This window comes from Yinghuangia sp. ASG 101 (assembly GCF_021165735.1).
In the GTDB taxonomy this organism is placed as follows: Bacteria; Actinomycetota; Actinomycetes; order Streptomycetales; family Streptomycetaceae; genus Yinghuangia.
The window spans coordinates 3863313-3878768 of the sequence record NZ_CP088911.1; the positions used below are offsets into that span (position 1 = coordinate 3863313).

Annotated in this window: 10 protein-coding genes, 3 tRNA genes and 2 pseudogenes; 7 read left to right on the forward strand and 8 right to left on the reverse strand. The window is 71.5% G+C overall.

What is annotated here, in order from left to right:
• Nucleotides 1–332: 332 nt before the first annotated feature.
• From LO772_RS16430 to LO772_RS16440, 3 genes and pseudogenes are all read right to left on the reverse strand, one after another.
• Nucleotides 333–1466, reverse strand: coding sequence for a DUF2637 domain-containing protein (locus LO772_RS16430; protein ID WP_231779151.1), 1134 nt, complete (start codon nucleotides 1464–1466; stop codon nucleotides 333–335).
• Nucleotides 1463–2998, reverse strand: coding sequence for a hypothetical protein (locus tag LO772_RS16435; protein WP_231779152.1), 1536 nt, complete (start codon nucleotides 2996–2998; stop codon nucleotides 1463–1465). Before LO772_RS16435 ends, LO772_RS16430 begins: the two co-directional genes overlap by 4 nt.
• A gap of 469 nt (nucleotides 2999–3467) precedes the next feature.
• Nucleotides 3468–3647, reverse strand: a pseudogene (locus LO772_RS16440) (hypothetical protein); the annotation flags it as partial.
• Nucleotides 3648–4371: 724 nt separating this feature from the next.
• Here LO772_RS16440 and LO772_RS16445 point away from each other — a divergent pair.
• The gene (locus LO772_RS16445) at nucleotides 4372–5985 is read left to right on the forward strand and encodes a site-specific integrase (RefSeq protein ID WP_231779153.1); all 1614 of its coding nucleotides are present in this window, start codon (nucleotides 4372–4374) and stop codon (nucleotides 5983–5985) included.
• Nucleotides 5986–5990: 5 nt separating this feature from the next.
• Here the strand turns inward: LO772_RS16445 and LO772_RS16450 are convergent.
• The 3 genes from LO772_RS16450 to LO772_RS16460 form a co-directional block, all read right to left on the reverse strand.
• A tRNA-Phe gene (locus tag LO772_RS16450) sits at nucleotides 5991–6064 on the reverse strand.
• Between the two features lie 39 nt (nucleotides 6065–6103).
• Nucleotides 6104–6178 (reverse strand) — tRNA-Asp (locus tag LO772_RS16455).
• Nucleotides 6179–6268: 90 nt separating this feature from the next.
• Nucleotides 6269–6341 (reverse strand) — tRNA-Glu (locus tag LO772_RS16460).
• Between the two features lie 146 nt (nucleotides 6342–6487).
• Here LO772_RS16460 and LO772_RS16465 point away from each other — a divergent pair.
• The 5 genes and pseudogenes from LO772_RS16465 to LO772_RS16485 all read left to right on the forward strand — a co-directional run bounded on the left by LO772_RS16465 (nucleotide 6488) and on the right by LO772_RS16485 (nucleotide 12081).
• A complete protein-coding gene (locus LO772_RS16465) occupies nucleotides 6488–6829 on the forward strand; it encodes a metallopeptidase family protein (RefSeq protein ID WP_231779589.1) in 342 nt (113 codons plus the stop codon).
• Between the two features lie 10 nt (nucleotides 6830–6839).
• Nucleotides 6840–7307 (forward strand): annotated as a pseudogene (gene crcB, locus LO772_RS16470) (fluoride efflux transporter CrcB); the annotation flags it as partial.
• A 119-nt stretch (nucleotides 7308–7426) separates the two neighbouring features.
• Nucleotides 7427–7804 (forward strand): fluoride efflux transporter CrcB, encoded by a 378-nt coding sequence (crcB, locus tag LO772_RS16475; protein WP_231779154.1) that lies wholly within the window; start codon nucleotides 7427–7429, stop codon nucleotides 7802–7804.
• A gap of 202 nt (nucleotides 7805–8006) precedes the next feature.
• Nucleotides 8007–9605, forward strand: a complete 1599-nt coding sequence (locus LO772_RS16480; RefSeq protein WP_231779155.1) for a hypothetical protein — start codon at nucleotides 8007–8009, stop codon at nucleotides 9603–9605.
• 289 nt (nucleotides 9606–9894) lie between these two features.
• Nucleotides 9895–12081 (forward strand): DEAD/DEAH box helicase, encoded by a 2187-nt coding sequence (locus LO772_RS16485; protein WP_231779156.1) that lies wholly within the window; start codon nucleotides 9895–9897, stop codon nucleotides 12079–12081.
• A gap of 80 nt (nucleotides 12082–12161) precedes the next feature.
• Here LO772_RS16485 and LO772_RS16490 read toward each other — a convergent pair whose 3' ends face one another.
• A complete protein-coding gene (locus LO772_RS16490; RefSeq protein WP_231779157.1) occupies nucleotides 12162–13079 on the reverse strand; it encodes a thioesterase family protein in 918 nt (305 codons plus the stop codon).
• Nucleotides 13080–13186: 107 nt separating this feature from the next.
• On the opposite strand from LO772_RS16490, the gene LO772_RS16495 reads away from it, so the two are divergent.
• On the forward strand, nucleotides 13187–13750 hold the full coding sequence (locus LO772_RS16495; protein WP_231779158.1) for a winged helix-turn-helix transcriptional regulator: 564 nt from the start codon (nucleotides 13187–13189) through the stop codon (nucleotides 13748–13750).
• Here the strand turns inward: LO772_RS16495 and LO772_RS16500 are convergent.
• Nucleotides 13704–15398, reverse strand: a complete 1695-nt coding sequence (locus tag LO772_RS16500) for a VWA domain-containing protein (RefSeq protein ID WP_231779159.1) — start codon at nucleotides 15396–15398, stop codon at nucleotides 13704–13706. The two genes, LO772_RS16495 and LO772_RS16500, sit on opposite strands and share 47 nt — an antisense overlap.
• Nucleotides 15399–15456 lie beyond the last annotated feature (58 nt).

The following is a 15456-nucleotide window of genomic DNA, read 5'->3' on the forward strand; positions in this document are numbered from 1 at the left end:
GGAGGGCGAATCAGTAGAGCTGGCAACGGTGTTCACGTCATCAGGACGGTCCGGCTGCGGGGTTGGGGGTTGCTCGGGAGCACGGCGCTCGGCGCTGTTCGGGGCGTCGCCGACCGCGTTCGGGGAAGGCAACGGGGCAAGCGCCGATGTAGTGCGCGGAGGGGGTGAGGTGCCGGGCTGCAGGGGCTGGGGTGAGGCGTTGGGCACGGGCTTCCTGGGGAGGTGTGGATTGGCGGTGTCGGGCCGGGCGCAAGGGCGTTCCGGGTTCGGCGAGTTGCGTCCAGGCTGCTTCCACGGGGTGTGGACAAAAGTTCGGTGCCGGACCGGGCAGCTCAGGACGAACGCAGTTGCGCCATGAGCTGGGTGAGGCGGTCGTTGCCGATGGAGAGCCCCTCGGCGCGGATGGCGTCGCGGACTGTGGCGCGGCTGGCGCGTCCGGTGTCGGTGATGGCGCTGCGCGCGACGTCGAGCAGGACCTCGTCGTCCGCGACGGGCCGCCGACCCCGACGCGAGGACCTGCCGCTTGGCGAGGGGTCCGCGGGTGTTGGCTCGCCGAAATCCGGATTGGCACCGATGTCCGCGGCTCGTCCGGATGAGTCTGGAGCGGACACCCGCTCGTGGCGCGTGCCGTCCGCGAATCCGGTCAGCAGCGGGCCGCTCCTGTCTGTGGCAGCGGGCTGACCGGAATATGCGTGCGGCTTGGAGGGCTGGTGACCGCTATTGCGGTCGGACGGCGTCCGGTCCTGAAGCGGCTTGGGGTTGGTGTCCGCGGGACCGGTCGGGCTGTCGGTGCCCCGGTGATCAGGCTGACCGGGGACGCCGAAATATTCGGTCGCTCCGTTGACATCGGGGAGTCGGGTTCCTGGTGGAGCGTCCGAAAGGGCGGCCGCAGTGGTTGCCGTGCCGGTGGCTGTGTCGGGACGCGGTTGGTGGATGAGCGTGTGGAGATGGACGGCTCCGGCGAGCGCGAGCGGGGCGACGGCCGACAGGACCCCGACGACGGTGTCGCCGAGCCGCAGCCCGGCGCCGTCATGGTGAGTGTCTGGCCCGGAGGTGAACGCGAGTTCCTGTTGGTTCAGGACGACGGCGTGCAGGACGTTCGCCCAGATGCTCGCGCCGGTGGCAAGCGCGAACAGCAGCCACACATAGGCACGGGCTGCGGGGCGGGCGCGGCGCATCAGCAGCAGGGCGCGGACGCCGTACGCGATGAACCCGTCGACGATCAGCGGGAACAGCCAGGTCAGCGCCGGGCGGACGTGGGCCGCGGCGGCCATCTGCCGCAGCGCGTCGTACGACAGCAGGAACCCGGCTGCGGCGAGGCCACCGACGGCGACGCGGTCCCACCACCCGGCTGGGGTGGCGCGGTGCGGATGCGGTGCGGGTACGTGGGCGGTGGGGTGCAGGGCAGGCTCCAGGGGGTCGAGCTGCGGCGAGGCGGTCGGGCGCTGCGGCTGCGGGAGTGTCACGACGGGCTCTCGGACGTGTCGGAAGCAGGGCGGCCGTCGGTCTGACAGGGGCCGCAGAGACCGCCCCACCGGTCGCGTCCGGTGCGCGTGCGGCATCGGGTGCAGCGGGGCCGCAGTTGCTCGTCCGAGCTGCGTGGGGCGATGACGGTTGGCCTCGGCGGGGCGGCCCGCGCCGGCGGTGCGTCGTCCCGGTCGGCGCTGGCGCGGTGCAGGCAGGCGGTGCAGTGCTTGCCGCCGGTGCCCGGGAGGCGGCAGCCGGGGCACAGGCCGTTGATACGGCGCTCGGGCTCGGTCGCCGCTGCTTCGGCGGCGGGCTGCGCCGTGGTCTGGGCGGTGCCGTGGCCGGTGCGCTCCTGCGACCGGCGGTTGGTGTCGCGGTCGCGGCGGCGTTCGGCGCAGGATCGGCAGGGCGTGCCGGTGTCCAGGTCGGTGCCGTCCTCGCAGCGGGCGTGGCCGCATTCCCCGGCGCGGATCAGGGCGACCGCGACGCCGACGGGGCGGTCCATGGTTCCGTCGGCATGTCGGGCTGCGTGGCCGTGGGCATGCCAGCGCCGCGCGACGCGGTGGGCGAGCTGGTCCGCGGTCCGCTCGGCCAGCTGGACGCGGATCGCGGTGATGAGGGCGCGCGGGGCGCGGCTGCCGGCGGTTGCTTCGACGGCCTGTGTCAGGTCGCCGGGGTAGGCGGCGAGGACGCGGGCGACGTCGGTGCGCAGCAGCGGGGTTCGACGGGATCTGGGCTTCTCCGTCTGCGTGGTGGTGTCGGACGCGGCGCCGCCGCTCTCGCGGGCCGGACCCTCACCTTGGTGAGATGCCCTTCGGGCGTCAGCGGCGCTGCGCGCCGAAGGCGCCTCTGGAGAAGGGTTCTGGACAGGGTTCTTAATAAAGGGCAGCACCGGTGCTGCCACCCCCGCAGCATGGGTGCTGCCACCCGTGGCAGCGTGGGTGCTGCTACCCCCCTCGCTGGTCTCGGCCGCTGGACCCTCCGGTTGGCCGTTCGCGATGCGGTCGTCCGAATGGTTCTCGGCGCTGCTGGACGAGGCATGGACGGCACGGGTGTTGACGCCCTTGGCCACGCCGCCCTTACGGGTGATCCCGGCCTCCCGCTTGGCGCGGCGACGCTTCTCGGTGCGTTCCTTGACGACCTCGGCGGCGGCCTTCCCCGGCGGCAGCGGGTCGATCCAAGTACCGTTGCCCTGCCACATCACACCCGCGTCGTTGAGGTGGTACAGGTTCGCATCGTTGACGCCCGCGCGGTCGATCCTGCCGCGACGTTCGACGGCGATGAGGCCGGCGACTTCCAGTTCGTCGATGGTGCGGTCGAGCGTGGACAGGTGTACGCCGAGCTGGGCGGCGAGTTCCTTGCGGAATGGCTTCCCCTGGGCGGTGTCGCGGCCCTGGGTGTCCGCGTAGGAGACCAGGATCGCGTACAGCGTCCTGGCGTTCGCCGAGTAGCGCGGGTCGCACATCCACCGCGAGGCGACCATCCCGAACGGGAGGTTGCCGCCGCGCCGGACCTCGGGTGCCTGGGTCACCGGGCCACCGCCGCTCTCCGCTCGGCGCGGGCACGAACGGCGGTGTAGGTGCCGGGTGTTCGCGCGCCGCTATCGGTCGTTCGCACGCGAACGTGCGCGGACGCGTGGGATGGCAGCTCGGCGCCGACGGGTTGTGGGGCTGTACCGCCGAGATGGGGCGGCATAGGATGCATGCCGATCTCCTGATCCCGTGGCCGTTGGCTTCCTAGGGCGTAGGCCACGCAGGTGTGTGCGACCCCCGGCGTTCCAGCGCCGGGGGTTTTCGCATGTCGGAGGGGTCGCCGCGCCTTGGTGGCGCGGCGACCCGGACATTACGAGCACCCCTCGCACAAGTCCAACGGACTGTCTGGCGAGGGTTGCTGACACAGGATCAGGCGGCGCGGAGCCCCCGTCGGCCGCTGCCCACAGAACGTAGGGGCGCGGGTGCGGCCACGTCGTCATCCGCAGCCGATGGGGCGTCGGACGCGCTCAGGATGCGGAGCATGTCCGCGGTCACCACCCGGTAGGCGCGGCCCACACGCAGCACCCGGCACGGATAATCGCCGAGCTTCGCGAGTTCGTAGCCTTTGCTGCGAGATAGCCCGAAAGCCCGATTGGCGACGTTCAGCGTTACCACGGTCGGCAACGACAGCAGTTCCTCCCATGACATGCCGACCCTCGTCGGGCTAGCGAGTGAGGCGGCAGCTGCAGTCGGGCGGGCCGCAGCACGGCCATCGGGTCGAGCAGTCGACTGGGCGGCGGGGTGGGTGCCGGACAAGTCGGCAGGGCGGATGGTCAAGCACATCTCCGAAGGTAGGGAACAGGGACAAGGGCGACTCGGCACTGGAAAGGCAACCGAACCCTTCGGCACCGGAAACCGATCCAGGGGATTAATCGCACGAGGTTCCGAAAAAGTTTCGCCATTTCGGCGTGACGACAATCACACTCCGAATCGCGCGAAAAACTTGACTGCTGTTTCAGACGGTCCCGAAATTGCCCCGCGGCCTTTTGTTGGATCGGCCTACGCACGCTGCCATGCCGCATCGCACGTTGCGGCACAACCTGCGCGTGCGCGACTCGTGCGTGCGACAGCCAAGATGCGGGCCAGCTGAGGGGGCGCGTCCGGCAACAAGGCACGGAGCCCTGACGCCAGGTCAGCAGGTTTGGCGGCAGTCGCCTGCGACCGCCCCGCGGCGATACCGCCCGGCCAAGCGCCTGTTCTCAAGATGCCGGGAAATGCCGCGTAGTCCGCGTGCGTCCGCACCAGTCCCGAGAAATCCGGAGGAATTTGCCGGGTCGCGCAAACGATGCTAATAACTACGACGCGATGTACGGGGGGCGCAGTGCGCTCCCCCTTTTCCTCCATTCTCGATCGCTCTCCCGAAAGGCTGCATATGAAGGGCTCCACCACACGTCGGTGCGGCTGCCGAAATCCGGAAACCGGCCAGAAGTACGGCGCCGCCTGTCCGAAGCTCGGGCAGCGGGGTCACGGCCGTTGGGCGGTCCGCCAGGAGCTGCCGGCCGACGCGAAGGGCAACCGTCGCCAGTTCCGCCGTCAGGGCTTCGAAACCGGTCCCAAGGCGCAGGCCGTGCTGGACCACGTCCGCGCGCTTCTGGCCATCCCCGACGCGGACGATGAGGAAGGCCGCTGCGCGATCGGTGACTTGCTCGACCGCATCTCCTCCGAGGGCTCTGAGTTGCCGGATTTGGAGGAGACGACGCGTCGCTTCCGGTCCGGTGCAGACGTCACGCGGCGCAGCACGGTCGGCGAGTGGCTCGACGAGTGGATCGCGGGCAAGAAGGGATCGGCCTCGACGCTCAACAACTACGCGATCGACATCCGCAAGCACCTCAAGCCGCGGATCGGCCATATCCGGCTCGATCGGCTGCGCGTCAAGCACCTCTCCGAGATGTTCCAGGACATCGCCGACCGCAACGAGGAGATCGTCGCCAACAACCTCCTCCGTCGGCAGGCCGTCGCGGAGTTGGAGGGGATCCCGTGGAAGGGGGCCGACCACCGCGCTCGCCGGAAGGCGCTCAAATCGCGCATGGACGCGATGCCGCCGTTCGAGCGGGTGGTGAATCCGACGACCCGTCAGCGCATCCGCGCGACGCTCCGGGGTGCCCTGAACGCGGCGATCGCTCAGCAGATCATCACCTTCAACCCGGCAGCCCATGTCGAGATGGACCCGGCCAAGCGTCCGAAGCCGGTGCTGTGGACGACCGCCCACGTCGAGCGTTGGCGGGCGACCGGTGAGAAGCCCTCGCCGGTCATGGTCTGGACTCCGGAACAGACCGGCCAGTTCCTCGACTTCGTCGCCGAGGACCGGCTGTACGCGCTGTGGCACCTTGTCGCCTTCCGCGGCCTGCGGCGCGGTGAGGCGTGTGGCATCCGCAAGGGCGACCTCGAAATGGCTTCCGGGACGCTGTCGGTCGCCAAGCAGCTCATCGTCGATGGTTGGACCGTCGTCGAGAGCGATCCGAAGAGCGACAGCGGCATCCGGACGATCGCCCTTGATGCCGAGAGCGTCTCGGTCTGCCGATCGCATCTCGCCCGGCAGGCGGAGGAGCGTCTTCAGTGGGGTGACGCGTGGCAGGACACCGGCCGCCTCTTCGCCAAGGAGGACGGCTCGTGGCTTCATCCGGGCTGGGTCTCGGAGCGGTTCGAAAAGCTGATCGAGGAGTCGGGGCTTCCGCCGATCCGGCTGCATGACCTGCGTCATGGGGCGGCGACGTTGATGCTCGCTGGCGGTGCGGACATGAAGGTGGTGCAGGACACACTCGGCCATGCCACGATCGTGCTGACCGCCGATACGTACACGAGCGTGCTGCCCGAGGTCGCGCGGGCTGCTGCCGAAGCTGCCGCTCGGCTGGTGCCTCGCGGGCGCACCACGACGGCCGGGCACACCACGGGCACACCGGCCCCGGACAACAAAGAAGCCCCGCCGTCGAATGTGATCGACTTCGGGGCCAATCCGCAGGTCAGCGGGGGTACTTCGAGCTTCTGATCGAGTGGCCAGGGGCGGGGTCGAACCGCCGACCTTCCGATTTTCAGTCGGACGCTCGTACCAACTGAGCTACCTGGCCTGGGCGTGGATAAATCCGCCTCGCGGCGGATCTTTCCAGCGGTCCTGACGGGATTTGAACCCGCGGCCTTCACCTTGACAGGGTGACGAGCACTCCAAACTGCTCCACAGGACCTTGATTGAGTTGTTCGAGCTGGGTTGTTCCCGCCCTGCTCGGTGCTTCACTCTACCGTACTTCACCGTACTGGCCGTACGGCTCGGTGCGTGCCCCCAACGGGATTCGAACCCGTGCTACCGCCTTGAAAGGGCGGCGTCCTAGGCCACTAGACGATGAGGGCTTGATGGCCGTTCCGGCGTCTGGTTGCCGTCGGGGACGGTCAGAACTATACGGGGTCGCCGGGCCGAACGGCAAAACGGTTTCACGCCGGGTGGGAGCCGGGGTCGGAGGCGGGCGGCGGGCCCGCACAATAGGGGCGTGCTGGAGATGTCGCGTGAGGAGTTCGAGGAGCTGGTCGCCGAAGCGCTCGACCGGATCCCGCCGGAGTTGACCGCGCTGATGGACAACGTCGCGATCTTCGTCGAGGACGATCCCGACCCCTCCGGGCCGGAACTCCTCGGGCTGTACGAAGGGATCCCGCTCACCGAGCGCGGCGACTGGTACGCGGGGGTGCTTCCGGACCGCATCACGATCTACCGGAATCCCACGCTCCGCATCTGTGAGACGTACGAACATGTCGTCGAGGAGGTGGAGATCACCGTCGTCCACGAAGTCGCCCACCACTTCGGGATCGACGACGAGAGGCTGCACGAACTCGGCTACGGGTGAGGAGACGCGGATGTCGGTGCGGTCGGACGACTCCGGGCCGGGCGCCGGTCTCCCGGACGACGTGGTCGACCCCGATGTTGATTTCCGACCGGATCCGACCCCTTCGCTCTGGAACTGGTCCGTTCTCGGAGTCATCGCGATCGGCGGCGCCCTGGGGGCGAGCGCCCGCTACGGCGCCGGCCTGCTGTGGCCCACGCCCGCCGGCGCGTTCCCGTGGACCACATTCGGCGTCAACGCCCTCGGCTGCACGGTCATGGGCGCGTTCATGGTGCTGGCCACCGAGATGCGCACGGCGCACCACCTCGTACGTCCGTTCGTCGGCACCGGGATCCTCGGTGGCTTCACGACCTTCTCGACGTACGCGGTCGACATCCGGCGCCTCGTGGAGCACGAGCGGGCCGGGCTCGCCGCGGCCTATCTCGCCGCGACGGTGCTGACGGCCCTCGTGTGCGTGTGGGCGGCGACCGGGTTGACGCGGTGGGCGGCCTGCGCGGCCGGGGCACGGGAGTGCGTGCGCATCCCCCGGGCCGAGACGCCGGAGACGGAGGCGCCGGACCGCGAGGCGCCGCACACCGACCGAACCGAAGGGCCGTCGGCATGACCTGGCTGCTTGTCGTCGCGGGTGCGAGTGTCGGCGCGCCGCTGCGGTACGTCGCCGACCGGCTGGTCCGAACCGCCCGGCCGGGCATGGTCTTTCCGTGGGGGACGGTGATCGTCAACATCGTCGGAAGCCTCGTGTTGGGCCTGCTGACGGGAGCCGCCGTCGCGGGCGCGGCGTCGTCGAACGTCCAGCTGCTGCTCGGCACGGGCCTGTGCGGCGCTCTGACGACCTATTCGACGTTCTCGTACGAGACGCTGAGCCTCGCCGAACAAGGGCTCCACACGCGCGCTCTCGCGAACGTCGCGGTCAGTCTCACGGCGGGGATCGGCGCGGCGTTCGCGGGCGCGGAACTGGCCGAGGTGTGGTGGGGCTGACGGCGTGCCGACCGCGCCGACAACCGATTCGTCGATTACTGCGGGATTTGCTCGCTCATATGAGTGACGGATGGCCTCTGGGAGCGTTTGCCCCGGTCGCGGTCGCCGAAAATGGCCGGCACGGGATCAGGCGTGGAGCGGGGTGCGGCGACGCGCCGGCACCGCGCGCGGCCAAAGGCGTGGAGCGGGGAGGGCGAGCAGGATGGGCGAAGGCGCCGACCGGGCGGGCGACTTCGAGGAGCCGGCCACCGCCGGGAGCACGGTGACGCGGACCGAACCGCCGTTACGCGTGGGCGTTTGGAGCGACTTCGACCGGGACGGCAACCGGGTCGCGGAGGAGGTCGGGGAAGAAGTCGGGGAGGAGTTCGGGGAGGAGTTCGGTGGCGGGGACGACGACGGGGAGGCCTCGGAGGGCGGTTTCCGGTATGCCGCTGACGCGGCGCTGCCGCACGCCCGCAAACCCGTGCCGCCCGGCGACGACGAGGGCGAGGACGAGCACGGGGACGAGCACGAGGACGAGGGTGCCCCGGACGCGGGCGCGACGGCCGCGCACGAGCCCGCCGAGGCGGGCGGCGTCACCGACCACGACGGGACGGACGCCACCTATGCCTCCCTCGACGACAGTCGGGGCGCGGCACCGGGCGACGACACGGAGCTTCCCGTCTTCCCGCCGGTCACCGGGCCGTTCGACGGCATCGACCCCGGCCGACCCGCGTGGCCGCAACCGCAGTTGCTCCCGGGCGCGTCGCCGCACCCGTCGCCGTACCCGGGGTTCGAGGCGTACGCCAACGCGTTCCCGGGGGCACTGCCCGCGGCCGAGGAGACCGCCGAGTCGCGTCGCGGACGGCGCGGTGCCGACGAGCGCAAGCCGCGCGACGACCGTGACGGCGCCGACACGCACCGTGCCGCGGCGGAGGCGCCCGAACCCCGCCGCCCGCGCGGGCCGTTCGAGACCGTGGTGCTCTTCTGCGCCCCCGCCGTCGTGCTCGTCGGCCTGGTGCTCTACTTCGGCTGGGCGCGCAGCGCGGCCATCTCGGACTACCTCGGGTTCGACGAAGAGGTGCTGGGCTACACCGCCAAGGAGTATTTGGTCCGCGGTGTCGACACGCTCGACCGTCCGATGCTGGCGGTCTTCGCGGGTTTGCTCGCGCTGCGCATGGCGCATCCCCGGCTGGTCGTCCATCTGCGCCGCCATCGGCGCGCCGCCGTCCGCCTGTCGTGGGGGCTGCGGTGTGCGTGGTTCGCGGTGCCCGCGGCGGCGTGGGCGGTGGTGCTGCGGTGGCCGGAGCACCGGGCGGACCGCTGGCCGGTGCTGCTGCCGGGGGCGTTGGCCGTCGGCGTGCTGGTGTCGGCGTACGGGGTGCTGATCTCGCGTCAGTTGGGCGCGCACCGGCGCGAGACGGGAATGGGCGTGCGGCCGTGGTCGCTGTCGGTCGTGCTGACCGCGTCGACGGTCGTGTTGTGCCTGTTCTGGGCGCTCGGCGCGTACGCCGAGACGGAGGGGCGCACGACCGCGCGGCGCATGGTGGAAGAGCTTCCGACGCGGACGGCCGTGGTCGTCTACTCGGTGCGGGACCTGCATGTCGCGGCTGAGCAGGGGGTCACGGTCGAGGCCCTGACCGCTCCGGACGCCTCGGCTTCCGACGAGGCGTACAGGTTCCGGTACGGCGGTCTCAGGCTGTTGCGGCACGCCGACGGGCAGCTGTATCTGCTCCCCGACCGGTGGTCGTGGAACCGTCCGCGGCTGGTCGTGATTCGTGCGGATTCGGGCGTGCGCGTGGACTATCTGCGCGTGCGATGAGTACGCCGGGCACCGCCCGGGGCGGTTGGCTGCGAAGCCATTCTGATTCGAAGCCGATCTGATTCGAAAACACCAGGTCACACGGGGTATGGCAGTATCCCGGGGGTCCCGTAGGCCATTCGGGGCAGCGACGTCCTGTAGGCTGGTAGATCGACTCGTGTTCATCTCAGGGCGTCGGCAAGAAAGCGCGGCGCCTCACAGGCGCGTTCAGGTGCTCAGCAGAAGGCCGCTTCCCGCGGCCGGTTCCGGGCTGCGGACCTCCGACGTGCCGTTTTTCGGAAGGTTCTGCATGCCCCCGTTGTTCCAGGACGCTGTCACGCCCATGCCCGTGGACGAGGACAGCGACACCATCAACGAGACCAATAACGACACCGACACCACCGACACCGCCGACAACGTCGCCGAGACCGAGGCCGCCACCGACGCGGCGGAGGAGAAGGCGGAGAAGGCGCAAAACGCGGAGGACGCGGCCGACGCCGTTGCGGAGCCGGCCGCGGCACCGGTCGAGGAGCCGACCCAGGAGCCGGCCGACGACGCGGTGGCGGAGCCCGTACCGGCCGACGAAGCCGACGAAGCCGACGGTGCCGCCGACGACGCGGAGGGCGCCGAGGCGGACGCCCCGCCCCCCGGGCCGACGTTCGGCGAGCTGGGCGTACCGGACGCGCTCGTCGAGGCGCTGGAGCGCCGCGGCGTGCGCCACGCGTTCCCGATCCAGGCGGCGGCCCTCCCCGACGCGCTCGGCGGGCGCGACATCCTGGGCCGCGGACGCACCGGCTCCGGCAAGACCCTCGGCTTCGGCCTGCCGACGCTCACCCGGCTGCGCGGCCAGAAGGCCCGCGCGAAGCGTCCGCTGGCGCTCGTGCTGGTCCCGACCCGCGAGTTGGCGATGCAGGTGCACGACGCGCTGGAACCGTACGGTCGCGTGCTCGACCTGCGTATGAAGGTGGTCTGCGGCGGCATGTCGATGCCCCGTCAGATCATGGCCCTGGAACGCGGCGTGGAGTTGCTGGTGGCCACGCCCGGCCGTCTGCAGGACCTCGTCGACCGCGGCGCGTGCTCGCTCGACGCGGTCAAGATCGCGGTGCTCGACGAGGCCGACCAGATGGCCGACATGGGCTTCCTGCCGGAGGTCTCCGCGCTGCTCGACCTGGTTCCGGCCGGGGGCCAGCGCATGCTGTTCTCGGCGACGCTGGACAACGGCGTCGACGCGATCGTCAAGCGCTACCTCGCCGACCCGGTCACGCACTCGGTCGACCCGCACGCGTCGTCGATCACCACCATGACGCACCACGTCTTCACGGTGCAGCCGAAGGACAAGGTCTACGTCACGGCGGCCATCGCGGCCCGCCGCGGTCGGACGATGGTGTTCGTGCGGACCAAGTTCGGCGCCGACCGCGTGGCCGCGCAGCTTCGCGAGGCCGGGGTGCGGGCCGAGGCGCTGCACGGCGGTATGACGCAGGGCGCGCGCACGCGCACGCTGACCGAGTTCAAGGAGGGCCAGACGCCCGTTCTGGTCGCCACGGACGTCGCCGCGCGCGGCATCCACGTCGACGGCATCGACCTCGTGCTGCACGTCGACCCGGCCGCCGACCCGAAGGACTACCTGCACCGCGCGGGCCGCACCGCGCGGGCCGGCGAGACCGGCATGGTCGTCACGCTCGCGCTGCCGCACCAGCGGCGCACCGTCGACCGGCTCATGGAGTCGGCCGGCGTCGCGCCCGAGCGGCTTCGGGTGTCGGGCAGCAGCGACCCGGAGATGCGCCGCATCACCGGTGCGCGCACGTTGTCCGAGGTCAAGGCGCAGTCCGTCGCGGACGCGGCGGTCGCGGCCGAGGAAGAGGCCGAGCGCCTGGCCGTCCGCATCGTCGAACTCAAGGCGAAGGCGGCCGAGTTGCGGCGCAAGGCGGCCGAACTGGCCGAGTCCGCGCAGCGCCAGGAGGCGGCGGAGCGGTCGCGGCCCGCGCGCCCGGAGCGTTCGTACGAGCGCGGCGAGCGTCCTTCCGGCGACCGTCCCCGGCGGGACGACCGTCCACGGGACGACCGGGGCGGGCGCGACGACCGGCCGCGCGGCTCGCGCGGTGACCGGTCGTACGGCGACCGCGGCGGATACGGCGAGCGCTCGTACGACCGGGGGCGCCGGGCCTCCGACGAGCGTCCGGCGTACGGGGAGCGGCCCACGTACGGCGAGCGCTCGTACGGCGACCGCGACCGGCCGCGGCGCGACGGCGGCTTCCGCGACGGCGGGCGCCCCGGCGGGTTCTCGCGCGACCGGCACGACGGCGGCCACCGCGCGCCGCGCGCCGACCGTTCCGACCGGCCCGCGTACGGCGACCGCCCGCGTGGCGAACGTCCTTACAGCGACCGGCCGTTCAACGACCGGCCGCGTGGCGAGCGTACGTACGACCGCGCGCCTCGGCACGACCGGCACGACGGTCCCCGGCGTGAGGGCGACCGCAAGCCGCGCTGGAAGAGCTGACGTCTGGCGCGCTGAGCGCTGATACGCGAGGGGCCGCCGCCGGAGTGATCCGGGGGCGGCCCCTTCGCCGTGTGGGCGTCCTACCGCCCCGGGGCGTCCTCCGCCACCCGGCCCGCCGTACCGCCGGCCGGTCCGGCCTCGGGCAGGCGCGCGGAGGCCAGTTGCGTCGCCTGGGCGACCAACCGCCCTCGGGCGTCCCAGACTTCGCAGACCTCGTCCATGAGCCCGGCCTCGATGAGCCGGGCGTGGTGACGTATCGTCAGCGGGCCCGGCGCGGGGACGGCCCTGACGTACACAGTCAGTTGCAGGGTCGGCATCCACCCGGACGCGCCGAGGTCCATCGTGACCGGGGGCAGGACGTCCGCGAGAAACAGCAGCGCCACCGGGTCGGCCGGGTGCCCGTCGGCGAAGCTCACGCGCCCCGCGAACTCACCGGTGCCGCCGGGCGCGCCGACCGCGAACCCCAGGCCGGCCGGGTCGAGTTCGAGAACGACCTCGTCCATGATCGGCAGCGTCATGCCGCTGACCGGTTCGACGGGCGGGATCCGGACGAGGTGGTCGGGGGCGGGCAGCGGTGCGGGCGGGTTGGTGCCCCACCACGGCTCGCCGGCCTCGTCGAGGGCGCCGAGGGTGAAGTTGGCCTCGATGCAGATGCGGCCGTTTTGCAGCAGGCGGGCGCGCGCCTGGCTGACCGTCCGGCCGGTGCGCAGCAGTTCGACCCGTACCTCGGCCGGGCCCGGGTCGGGGGATCCGACGTAGTTCGCGCTCGCGGCGAGCGGGTGGATGTGCGCGGAGCCCGCGGCGGCGGCGTCGGCGAGCGCGGCGCGGGCCATCGCGGCGAGCAGGTATCCGCCGTTGGGCTTGCCGCCGATGGTCCAGGCCGGGTCGAGGTCGAGGGCGTACGCGCCGTGCGCGCACGTGTCGCCCGCCTGCCCGGTCGCGGGGGCCGCGGGCGTTGCCGTCGGGGTCACCGCAGTCGCCGCCGCGAAACCTGCCACACCGATCGCCTCCTTGGCGTTCCACCTGCTGAGTTCGTTAGAGAAACTGACACTAGCAGGTCTTTGTTACCAGTGAGTAGAAGACGATGGCGCACTACTGTTCGGGCATGAAGAGGACTCCGTTCGGCACCTGGCCGTGCTCGATCGCGCGCGCGGTCGATCTGCTGGGCGACTGGTGGACGCCCCTCGTTCTGCGCGAGGCCGTCTTCGGCACCCGCCGCTTCGAGGAATTCCAGCGCAGTCTGGGAATCGGCCGCAATGTGCTCGCGCAACGCCTCAACCGCCTCGTCGACGAGGGGCTGATGGACCGAGTGCCGTACCAGGGGCGGCCGTTGCGGCACGAGTACGTCCTGACCCCGAAGGGCCGCGACTTCTTCCCGGTGCTCACCGCGATCCTCGCGTGGGGCGACGCCTGGCTCGCGGACGAGGAGGGGGTTCCGGTCGTTTTGCGGCACCGCACGTGTGGGCGCGAGACGCACGCGAAGGTGGTGTGCGGCGAGTGCGGCGAACCCCTGCGCCTGGAGGACGTGGAGGCCCTGGCCGGCCCGGGCCTTCCGGCGCCCCTGGCACGGGCTGGGGTCGCGGCGGGCCGGTTCGGCGTACGCCGCGAGCCCGCCGCGCCGCTCACCCCGTCGTGCGCACATGCACCAGAATCTGCGCCACCGCCTTGATCAGATCCCCCGGATCGCTCGACGGCACCGCCAAGCCGCCCGTCATGGTCGCGATCTCGGTCAGCGTCGCCATGTCGGCGTTGGCGCCGTAGCCGACGGCGAAGACCGGCAGCGGCTTCCGCGGGTCCTGGAGCTTCCGCAGCTCGGCGAGGAATTGTGCCTTGGGCATGCCGAACGCCGTGTCCTCGTCTTTTCCGTCGGTCAGCAGGAAAATCTGGTTGACCGCGCCCGCGTTGTACGACTTCTGCGCGTCGGCGACGGCGTCGAGGAGCGACCGATAAAGCGGTGTGCCCGCGCCCTTTTCCGCCGTGAATCCGGTGAGCGACCTCACGACGACGTCTTTTCTCGCACCCTGGCCGGTCATCTCGTCGAGCGGGCCGAGCGGGACGTATTCGACCCACGGGCCCTTTTGCGTCGGCGACACCGCGAATTCCCGAATCCCGACCTCGGTCGTCCTGCCGAGCAGCATCGTGGCGTCGACGGCCGCATCGCGCATGATGTCCGCTTTTGTCTTGCCGCCACCGCCCGCGACGCGTTCGTTCATCGAACCGGAGCCGTCGATCAGCAGCAGCACCCGGAACGGCATCGGCCGGTAATCGGCCCAGGCCCTGACCATCGCGACGGCTTCGGACGGGTTGCCCTGCGGCGCCGGGGTCGGGACCGGCGTCGGGGGCGCGAACACGACGTTCGGCGACGTGCTCGCCGGCGGCTGCCCGTCCGGTCCACGAAAGCCGGCAGCCGTCGCCGCCTTCACTCCATCGGGTGAACGCAGCGCTTCGAGGACGGCGTTCACCCCGGCCGTTTTCGCCGCGTCCTCGGCCGCGGCCTGCGACACGACGGCGGGGTAGTCGGCCTGGACGAGCGTGCCGGACGGATAGAGCGGCACGTACGGCACCGCCTCCGGCCGCGCGCGGTCGTGCGTCCACAGCGTTTGCTCGGTCGCCACGAACGCGCCCACGTCGTCCAGCGCCCGGCGTGCGTCGCCCGCCGTATCCGTCCTGGTCAGCAGGGCCGCCGCGGGCGTCTCGGCGTCGGTGACGTTGGACCGGAACGCGAACGTTTTCATCGCCGCGACCATGGGGTCCGCGTTCGCCGCGGTCATCGCCGCGCTCACCGCCGCGACGCCGAGCAATCCCTCGGTCGTCCGCGTCGAACCGACGGTGAAGCGCGGGAGCGTACGGTCGTCGATGCGGCTGAGCAACGTCAGCCAGTCGGGCGGGCGTTCGAACCATTTCTGCGTCACGGCGACCTGCTCCGGGACGGCCACCACCAGCGGGGTGAAGGCCACCGGCGTACCCGTCAGCGGGTAGGGGTTGCGGTCGCCGAGCTCGGCCGCGGCTTGGTGAAGGCGCATCGACGAGTCGGCGACCCACACGTCGGGCACCTCGGCGGAGCCGGTACGCAGCGCGTCCATCAAATCGGCGGGCGCCCACGCGCGAACCTCGACCGCGGCACAACCGCGCGCCTCGTCGACCCGCCGCGCGACCTCCGTCGCCACCGGCGCGAACTCCGGCACCGCGGCGACGCGCACAACCGCCTCGGCCCCACAGGCCCCTCCCGCGGCTATCCGCCCCTTCTCCCCCGGACGATCGTTGACCAGCACATACGCCGCCCCGACCGCACACGCGACCACCAGCGCCGTCGCCACCAAGAACAACCGCCGACGCCCCCGCCGCACCCGCCGCCGCGAACGCCCCGGCAACGCC

What these genes read in the sequence shown, in the direction of transcription:
- LO772_RS16485 (WP_231779156.1), top strand. Translation starts at nt 9,895, where the DNA reads ATGCCCCCGTTGTTCCAGGACGCTGTCACGCCCATGCCCGTGGACGAG.
- LO772_RS16495 (WP_231779158.1), top strand. Translation starts at nt 13,187, where the DNA reads ATGAAGAGGACTCCGTTCGGCACCTGGCCGTGCTCGATCGCGCGCGCG.
- LO772_RS16465 (WP_231779589.1), top strand. Translation starts at nt 6,488, where the DNA reads ATGTCGCGTGAGGAGTTCGAGGAGCTGGTCGCCGAAGCGCTCGACCGG.
- crcB (WP_231779154.1), top strand. Translation starts at nt 7,427, where the DNA reads ATGACCTGGCTGCTTGTCGTCGCGGGTGCGAGTGTCGGCGCGCCGCTG.
- LO772_RS16480 (WP_231779155.1), top strand. Translation starts at nt 8,007, where the DNA reads ATGGGCGAAGGCGCCGACCGGGCGGGCGACTTCGAGGAGCCGGCCACC.
- LO772_RS16445 (WP_231779153.1), top strand. Translation starts at nt 4,372, where the DNA reads ATGAAGGGCTCCACCACACGTCGGTGCGGCTGCCGAAATCCGGAAACC.